The organism is Phormidesmis sp. 146-33 (genome assembly GCF_052939515.1).
This window is the reverse complement of sequence record NZ_JBJPHU010000192.1, coordinates 1-7783: the sequence shown is the minus strand read 5'-3', so window position 1 is coordinate 7783 and position 7783 is coordinate 1. Positions and strand designations below refer to the sequence as shown.

12 protein-coding genes are annotated in these 7783 nt (G+C 47.9%); 5 read left to right on the top strand and 7 right to left on the bottom strand.

The window, feature by feature from the left end; translation table 11 throughout:
* Positions 1-372: 372 nt before the first annotated feature.
* The 3 genes from ACJ2PR_RS34280 to infC all read right to left on the bottom strand — a co-directional run bounded on the left by ACJ2PR_RS34280 (position 373) and on the right by infC (position 2511).
* Positions 373-969, bottom strand: a complete 597-nt coding sequence (locus ACJ2PR_RS34280; RefSeq protein WP_446880401.1) for a TetR family transcriptional regulator C-terminal domain-containing protein — start codon at positions 967-969, stop codon at positions 373-375.
* Between the two features lie 346 nt (positions 970-1315).
* A complete protein-coding gene (locus tag ACJ2PR_RS34275) occupies positions 1316-1879 on the bottom strand; it encodes an AAA family ATPase (RefSeq protein ID WP_446880400.1) in 564 nt (187 codons plus the stop codon).
* 104 nt (positions 1880-1983) lie between these two features.
* Complete coding sequence (gene infC / locus ACJ2PR_RS34270) at positions 1984-2511, bottom strand: translation initiation factor IF-3 (RefSeq protein ID WP_446868803.1); 528 nt, start codon at positions 2509-2511, stop codon at positions 1984-1986.
* A 332-nt stretch (positions 2512-2843) separates the two neighbouring features.
* On the opposite strand from infC, the gene ACJ2PR_RS34265 reads away from it, so the two are divergent.
* From ACJ2PR_RS34265 to ACJ2PR_RS34250, 4 genes are read left to right on the top strand one after another with little or no spacing between them, the layout of a single operon-like run.
* Positions 2844-3797 carry an alpha/beta fold hydrolase gene (locus ACJ2PR_RS34265; RefSeq protein WP_446880399.1) on the top strand — a complete coding sequence of 318 codons (954 nt, stop codon included), beginning with the start codon at positions 2844-2846 and terminating at the stop codon, positions 3795-3797.
* Positions 3798-3813: 16 nt separating this feature from the next.
* Positions 3814-4377: a hypothetical protein gene (locus ACJ2PR_RS34260; protein WP_446880398.1), complete on the top strand. Its 564-nt coding sequence runs from the start codon at positions 3814-3816 to the stop codon at positions 4375-4377.
* The gene (locus tag ACJ2PR_RS34255) at positions 4374-5132 is read left to right on the top strand and encodes an ABC transporter ATP-binding protein (protein WP_446880397.1); all 759 of its coding nucleotides are present in this window, start codon (positions 4374-4376) and stop codon (positions 5130-5132) included. Before ACJ2PR_RS34260 ends, ACJ2PR_RS34255 begins: the two co-directional genes overlap by 4 nt.
* Positions 5133-5161: 29 nt before the next feature.
* Positions 5162-5602, top strand: a complete 441-nt coding sequence (locus ACJ2PR_RS34250) for an N-acetyltransferase family protein (RefSeq protein WP_446880396.1) — start codon at positions 5162-5164, stop codon at positions 5600-5602.
* Positions 5603-5641: 39 nt separating this feature from the next.
* Here ACJ2PR_RS34250 and ACJ2PR_RS34245 read toward each other — a convergent pair whose 3' ends face one another.
* On the bottom strand, positions 5642-5890 hold the full coding sequence (locus ACJ2PR_RS34245; RefSeq protein WP_446880395.1) for a DUF4926 domain-containing protein: 249 nt from the start codon (positions 5888-5890) through the stop codon (positions 5642-5644).
* Between the two features lie 12 nt (positions 5891-5902).
* Entirely contained in the window at positions 5903-6664 is a 762-nt protein-coding gene (locus ACJ2PR_RS34240; protein ID WP_446869217.1) for a response regulator transcription factor, read from the bottom strand.
* A 274-nt stretch (positions 6665-6938) separates the two neighbouring features.
* On the opposite strand from ACJ2PR_RS34240, the gene ACJ2PR_RS34235 reads away from it, so the two are divergent.
* A complete protein-coding gene (locus tag ACJ2PR_RS34235; RefSeq protein WP_446859997.1) occupies positions 6939-7181 on the top strand; it encodes a DUF6761 family protein in 243 nt (80 codons plus the stop codon).
* A gap of 75 nt (positions 7182-7256) precedes the next feature.
* Here ACJ2PR_RS34235 and grxD read toward each other — a convergent pair whose 3' ends face one another.
* Both grxD and ACJ2PR_RS34225 read right to left on the bottom strand, forming a co-directional pair.
* Positions 7257-7580 (bottom strand): Grx4 family monothiol glutaredoxin, encoded by a 324-nt coding sequence (grxD, locus tag ACJ2PR_RS34230; RefSeq protein WP_446880394.1) that lies wholly within the window; start codon positions 7578-7580, stop codon positions 7257-7259.
* Between the two features lie 50 nt (positions 7581-7630).
* A complete protein-coding gene (locus ACJ2PR_RS34225) occupies positions 7631-7774 on the bottom strand; it encodes a BolA/IbaG family iron-sulfur metabolism protein (protein WP_446880402.1) in 144 nt (47 codons plus the stop codon).
* Positions 7775-7783 lie beyond the last annotated feature (9 nt).

Genomic DNA, 7783 nt, shown 5'->3' with positions numbered 1-7783 from the left:
GTTGCTGTAGGCAGAAGGGTGAGAATAAATATTGAGGTTTGTTGCACGAGTAAGCTCCTTGAAAATTAACGGGTGAGTTTTGCGGTGATGAAATCTAGGAGGGGTTTTGAAAAAGGATGACTTGTGATGCTTGACATTTCCTGATCCCCCTGACTCCTTAAAAAGGGAGACTTTGAGCAAGAAATCCTGTCCGAAAGTCCCCCAGATTTGGGGGGTTGGGGGGCAGAAGCGCTAAATACCGAAGCGAAAAAACTCTATCGAATTCACGTACTTATAAACTTGCTACTTATAGAATAGACCAGTCTACTCAAATTAGGTTGCAATATTTCTAATGATTGGAAAGGAAGGAAGTCTATGATTTGATTGTCAGACCTATTTCAGAATGACCCCAAACATAAACTGCATGTAGTTCTTGAGTGGTGCATCACTCTTAGTCACTTTCATTTGCAGCAAGGCACCTTCCCAACTGTTGAGACAAAATTCTGCTAAGTCTTTCGCCTGCTGCTTTTTCGAGACTTCACCTGCATCTTGCGCGGCTTGAATACAGGCTGCAAACTGATCTCGCCAGCGATCGATCGCTTCCTGCAATCGCACCCGAAATGTCTCGTTTTGATCTGCCATCTCCTGACTGAGATTCCCAAACAAACAACCTTCTCGGTATTGCAGGGTTTCAAACTCTTCCAGCTTGAACGCAAAGTATCGCTTTAAACGATTGAGTGGACTCAGGCTGATATCTCCTAAATACTGCTCAACAATGCGATCGTGCATTTGCGAGTCATCGTCAATGATGGCTAAACCAAATTCCTCTTTGCTGCTAAAAAAGTGATAGAACGACCCTTTAGGCACACCAACCGCTTGTAAAATTTCCTGGATGCCCGTGTGGTTGTATCCTTTTTCGACCACAATACGCCTTCCTGCTTTGATTAGAGCAAGTTTTGTGTCTTCTCTAATCGTATTTTTTTCAGTCACAGTAAACACCATTTGCTAGCTTGCGTAGACTAGCCGCTTTAACCTGCCGATTTTCAGAATAGACCAGTCACCTCATTTTGAATCACCTGTATTGAAATGGGAAGAATCCGCAAAAAATAATACGGCAGAAACGAATTTCTACCGTACTGGTTTAACTTAGGTTGTTAGCAGAAAAGCCGAAGCCTTTCATAATAGAGTTTTAGAAATAATCGGGAGAGATAGTTTGGCTTCAAGTGAAGTGAGCGCGTTTGCTTTACTTCATGTGAATAATGTAGCCCCTTTCCTATAGTTGATCGCTCTATCTCTAGAAAGGCAATTTCCTCACCCTCCAGATAGATTGTCTTACCTAGTTTCTCACCTGGTTGAGCCGCACTGCGCTTTCTAGCCAGCTTTGAGCCATCTGAGGCGAAGTCAGCCTGATTTTTTTGAGGTGAGAATATTCGGGTTGCTCAAGTAGAAACGAGTACTTTTCTCGATTTTTTTGATAAGTTTGTAGCGCCCAAAGAATCACAGAATCACGGCTGAGAAAAGCTATCTGAAAAGTTTCTCGATTGCCATTGCAGCATTCTTCTTGTAGCGCAACTCGACGAATCGTTCTTTGCACAATTTGCTTCATCACCACCCAAAAAGGATAGTCCAGCCACACCACTGTATCGGCTCGGCTCCAAACCAGATCGCGAATCTTACCGTAATTGCCATCGACGACCCAGCGATTACCCGCCAAGGCCGCTGTTACCCGTGATTCAAAAACCGAGGTCTGGGCTTCCGTCCAATTTGGCTCCCAGTGCAACCTGTCTAGCTCAATGTGAGGCATGTCCAACTTCTTGGAAATCTGACGAGCCAATGTTGTTTTGCCCGATCCGCTGGTGCCGACGATCGTGATTCTCTGCCCCGCCTCAATCCACTCCATCTGTCCCCCCTAGATTTTGCACTTAACCCTCAACAAAAAAGGCATCGAAGACTTTTACATCTCCAATACCCTTTTGATTTCAGAACATTTAATTCAAGTCTGGCTTACTTTTTGGGAGCCATCAGCATCATCATATTGCGCCCTTCTTTTTTGGGAGCCTGCTGCACTTCGGCAATCTCTTGCAGGTCAGTTGCCATCCGTTTGAGCAACTCTTCGGCCAGGTCACTGTGCTGAATCTCACGACCGCGAAACATGATTGTCGCCTTCACTTTGTCGCCTTCTTGCAAAAAGCGCTTTGCCAGCTTGATTCGCACGTTGTAGTCGTGTTCCTCAATTTTGTAGCGCATCTTGACTTCTTTCACGTCAACCGTATGCTGCTTTTTCTTGGCTTCTTTGGCTTTCTTTTCTTGCTCAAACTTGTGCTTCCCATAGTCCACAATCTTACAGACTGGGGGATCGGCTTTATCACTGACCAAGACCAGATCCAGTTCTTTCTCGTCTGCCAGTTGCATGGCTTCGCGAGACGACATAATTCCTAGCTGAGAACCGTCCGAGTCGATAACGCGGACTTTTGGAAAACGAATGCGTTCATTGATTACGGGGATGTCTCGATTAGGTCTCTTTTCAATCACTGGCGGCATGTAGGAAAAAAAGTAGTGGGGTGATGAGTGATCGGGTTACAGAAAGCGGTTTACAAATGAGAAGGAATCGACCTATACAGTATCGACTCAATCTGACCGAGTGTATCCGTCACGGGGTGGACTATGTAATTTACTAAAGGTTTGTACTCGCCATTCTACTCAGTCTGGGAAGAATTTTGTCCAATTCTTAACTTAAGTTTGGAGCAATGGTGATTGAGAGGGGAGGGATCGAGGCTAAAAAACTCCCCAAAAGGCTTGGATTCTCAGCCTAAACCCAAACTCAAAGCTTTTAGAATAGAGTGAGATGGCAATCTGAGGAAACTGTGACAACTTCTTTACAGACAAGTTCTTTACATTGGCGACAACGGATCGGGAGTCAGCGCGACTGGGTGTGGCGTGGCTGGCAAACTCGCTATACCTATCTTAGACCAAAACAGGCGGATGCGGCTCCTCCGTTGATGTTGCTGCATGGGTTTGGGGCATCGATCGGACATTGGCGACAAAATCTTTCAGCCCTGGCAGAACACCATACGGTCTACGCGCTGGATATGTTGGGGTTTGGCGCATCCGAGAAGGCGATCGCTCCCTACAATATTTCGCTGTGGGTGGAGCAGGTTTACGATTTTTGGCGAACATTCGTTAAGGTGCCGATCGTGCTGATTGGCAATTCGATTGGTTCACTCGTCTGTGTAGCGGCGGCGGCGGCCCATCCCGATATGGTCTGTGGGATCGCGATGCTGAGTCTGCCTGATCCCTCGATCGAGCAAGAAATGATTCCTGAACCGATTCGCCCGATCGTCAACACGATCAAAAGTTGGGTAGCTTCTCCTTTTTTGCTGAATCAATTATTCAAGTTTGCCAAAAACCCCAAAGGAACTCGTCGCTGGGTGTCGATCGCGTATGCCAACCGGGATGCCGTAACGGATGAATTGGTCGAGATTCTAGTGGATGCGGCGAATGATCACGGATCGGCTCAAGCGTTTTGTGCAATCATGCGGGCGATCATCAGTCCTGATTTTGGGCCGAGCGTTAAGAAAATTTTGCCCGAATTGAAAATTCCCATGCTGTTGATTTGGGGTGCCAAAGATCGCATGATCCCACCCAGTCTTGCGGCCCAGTTTGCCAGCTATAATCCCAGACTAAAGCTTGTCGAAATCGATGCGGGACACTGTTCTCACGACGAGGCACCTGAGCAAGTCAACCCTGAAATTCTCAACTGGATCGCCTCCTGGAACGATCGTCCCCTTCTAAAAGCCGAAGCTCCTCTGTCTCTCTGATGTCTCTGTGATCCCCATGACTCAATCTGCTAACCCGCCTGCCCAATCGGACATTTTTCGCATTTCTCCGCTAATTCGGATCACGCTGCTCAGTCTCTATGCTGCTTTGACTACGCCGCTCCCGTTTCTTTCAGAAGCCACAAAATCGCCCATTTCACCTACCTGGCTCTGGGTTGGGATCGGTGCGGGTGCGATCGTCCTCTTTGCCGCATTGAGCGAGCGAGTGATCACTGACGATCAGGGCATTCAAGTCACCTATCCCAAATGGGTGCCGACGCTGATTCGTAAAGGCTGGCAGCTACCCTGGGCAGATGTGAAGGCGCTCAAACCGCGATCGACAGGTCAGGGCGGATTGGTTTACTACTTTTTGAGCCGTCAGGATCAGGGCTATTTGTTGCCGATGCGCGTAGCTGGGTTTGCGCGTCTCGTCCGCACCGTCCAAGCCAAAACGGGGATCGACACCACCGACGTAAAGCCGCTTTCTCAACCCTGGATGTATTTGATTTTGCTGGTTTTCACGCTGATGATGTTTGCGATCGACGCCTGGACAATTTGGACAGCAACCACGCTGGCATCATGACAAACCAGCCTCAAATTCGAGTAGAGCAGGTCAGCCTCACGTCGAGAGTTTTGAGCAAAAAATCCAAACTTCCGATCCACTATTTGCTGAGAAGTCTTTCGTTTGAGGTGATGGAGGGCGATCGCATCTCGATCGTAGGCGCATCTGGATCGGGCAAAACCTCCCTATTGCGCTTGTTAAATCGACTCAGCGAACCCTTTGAAGGGTCAATTTATTTTGAAGGTCAGAAGTTTCAGGCGATCCCCGTGATCCAATTACGTCAGCAGATTGCCCTCGTACAACAGGAAACCAAACTTCTGGGAATGACCGTTCTGGAGGCTTTGCGCTATCCCCTCAAGCTCAGAGGACTGTCAGAAACCGTCAGCGATCGCCAACTCAGCGACTGGATCGATCGTCTCCACATTCCTCAAAAATGGCTCGACCTGACAGAATTGCAGCTTTCGGTTGGAGAACGGCAGTGGGTGGCGATCGCTCGTTCTCTCTTGACCCAACCCAAAATTTTGCTGCTCGACGAACCGACTTCTAGCCTTGATGCTGGACGCAGTAGCCACCTGCTCAAAGTGCTGTCTGAGTTGTCACAAACCGTTCTCATGACCAACCATCAGCTAGACGTGGCGCAGTCTTTTAGCGATCGAGTCCTCCATCTTCACAAAGGCGCGTTGATTGGGAATGAAAAGAGCGATCGTGTAAATTGGCAGGAGTTAGAAGGGGCGATCGTTCAAGCCGAGGCCCAAGAAGCCGAAGAATGGGAGTAGTTTGTGGAATCAAGGAGAAAGATAAACCGATGAAAGTTTTTCAGGCTCGTCTTGAGCATCTTGAAGAAGTGTCAAAGTTGTTTGACAACTATCGTGTTTTTTACAAGTCATCCTCAAATCTTGAAGCGGCTAGAGAATTTCTCCAAGAGCGTCTCCAGAAAGGTGACTCAACGATATTTGTTGTGAGTGATGACGATCGCATCATTGGGTTTACACAGCTTTATCCCAGTTTTTCGTCAGTGTCGATGCAGCGCGTTTGGATTTTGAACGACCTATTTGTGGGACAAGCCGATCGCAAGAAGGGTGCTGCAAAGTTGCTGATGAGCGCAACAGAAGAGTTTGCAAGAGAAACAGAAGCCATTCGTATCATTTTATCCACGCAAATCTCCAACACTACGGCTCAGTCCCTTTATGAATCGCTTGGATACAACAAAGATGCAGAGTTTTATCACTATTCGTCACGGCTGTAGTGTTAGCACAACAACTCAAACAACTTCAAGCAGCTGACATCAACTTGAATTCGCTAAAGAGCAAACCGTTAGGATCTCGTCAGGACGTAGAACCTCTACTGTAGAAACTGGGACGACGATCACTTTAATAGATTCACCAACAGCATTAAACACTTCTAGCACACAACCCGCTTCGCCACCTTTGGGATGAGAAACGAAGTCAACCAGCGTTGCAATATCTCCGACTCTGAGCTTATGTTCTGGTAAGTCGTGGGTTAAAGCAACTTCTTGGTACAGCTCTAGAGTCATGTTCAGGTCTCCTTAAATCCGCCGATCGCCCAGTGCCATTCGAGCAGCTACCGTTTTGCGGTGACCGTTGCCATTTTGAATGGTTGGCGCATTCAGGACTTCTAGATTCAATCGATAGCCCACATTGCGAACCGTTTGAATCAGATCCGGCTGACGGGGATCAATCTCAACTTTTTTGCGAAGCGAGAGAATATGGGTGTCAACCGTTCGGGGATTGTCGATCGCATCTGGCCAGGCCCGTTGCAGCAGTTCTGGACGACTAAGCGGATTGCCCCCCGCCTGAGCCAGCACATAAAGCAAACTAAATTCTTGAGGCGTTAACTCGATCAACTCACCCTTAAAGCGCACCCGCCGATGCACCAGATCGATCTTCAAGTCGCCATAATCGAGATGAGCCGGAGGGGCCGCCACGCGACTGCGACGAGTCAACGCCTCCACCCTGGCGAGAAATTCCTGCATCCCAAACGGCTTTTTGAGATAGTCGTCTGCACCCGCTCGCAGACCTTCCACAATATCGGACTCAGTAGCCCGCGCCGAAAGCATCAGAACGATCGCCTGTTGCTGCCTGAGCCATCGACAAAACTCAATCCCGTCACCATCTGGTAACTCTGAATCAAGAATCACAAGATTGGGTTGTCGGCTGATAAAGACCTCTCGCGCTTGATGCAGGTCTGCCGACTGATGTACTTGATGTCCCGCCTGCTGTAGGTGCCAACCGAGTAGCGATCGCAGATGCGGGTTCCCTTCGATAATTTGGATATTTACGGCTCCCACGGGGGCTTAATCCTCAGACTGCTTGCTCTTCAGAGTATCAAAGCACTTGTCATGGATTTGTAACGACTGCTACCCAGACTTTCATAGACTTTAATAATCGGCGATCGCAGCTAGAAATTTCAATCCCTATCCAATAGATCCTCACAAAGGCAGGGAGCAGAGACCCCCTTAATGTTAAGATTAAACAATCTTTAGTTAACCAACTTAGACCTGTATCAGGCCTTTTAGACTCTATTCATTGGTTCGGGAATTATTTACGCTCTAGCACTTAACTATGCTGCAAGACACGCAAACGATTCGCTACTACCAGAGACTATCTGACAGTTTGGTAGAGTTGTGGAACCGAGGGTATCGGTTTGACGACCTCCGACTGTTTTTAGATGGTTATCTCTCAGCGCTCAGGCACAGCAATACGCTTGAGCCAATTCAGATCAATCGTTTAGAAGAAGAAATTACTCGATTCATATACGATCGCTCTAATTTTGACAATACTCAGACTCAGCCAGACTATCGATAAGTAAAAGGGGTGCGTCGGTCGACACACCCTTTCTTTTTGAGTCACGCTTTTTGAGGCGCTAGATTGCTTCGGGGTTTAGGAAGCCAGAGCCACCTCGACCATCTGTTGGAGTTCGCCTTTCTGATTTAGCTCGATCAAGATGTCAGAGCCGCCCACAAACTCTCCATTCACGTAAACCTGGGGAATGGTCGGCCAGCTTGAATATTCTTTGATACCCTGGCGGATTTCGGGATCATCTAACACATCCACGGTTTCGTAAGGGACACCCAGCGTGTTGAGAATTTGCACCACATTGTTAGAAAAACCGCACTGGGGCATGAGCTTGTTGCCCTTCATAAACACCATGATTTTGTTTTGCTTGACGAGCGTATCGATGCGATCGTGAGTAACTTGAGTCATGTTCTCTCCTGAGAATGGGTGGATAGTCGGTAAATCAGAATTTTAGAATTTTAGACCTTTTGCCCGGCGGCTGACCACTCTTCTGGGGTAAAGGTATTTAAGGCTAGGGCGTGAATGGCTTCGCTGGCCATGGCTTGATTGACAGCACCGTAGACTAATTGATGCTGCTGGACACGCCGTTTGCCCTCAAACAGAGACGAAAC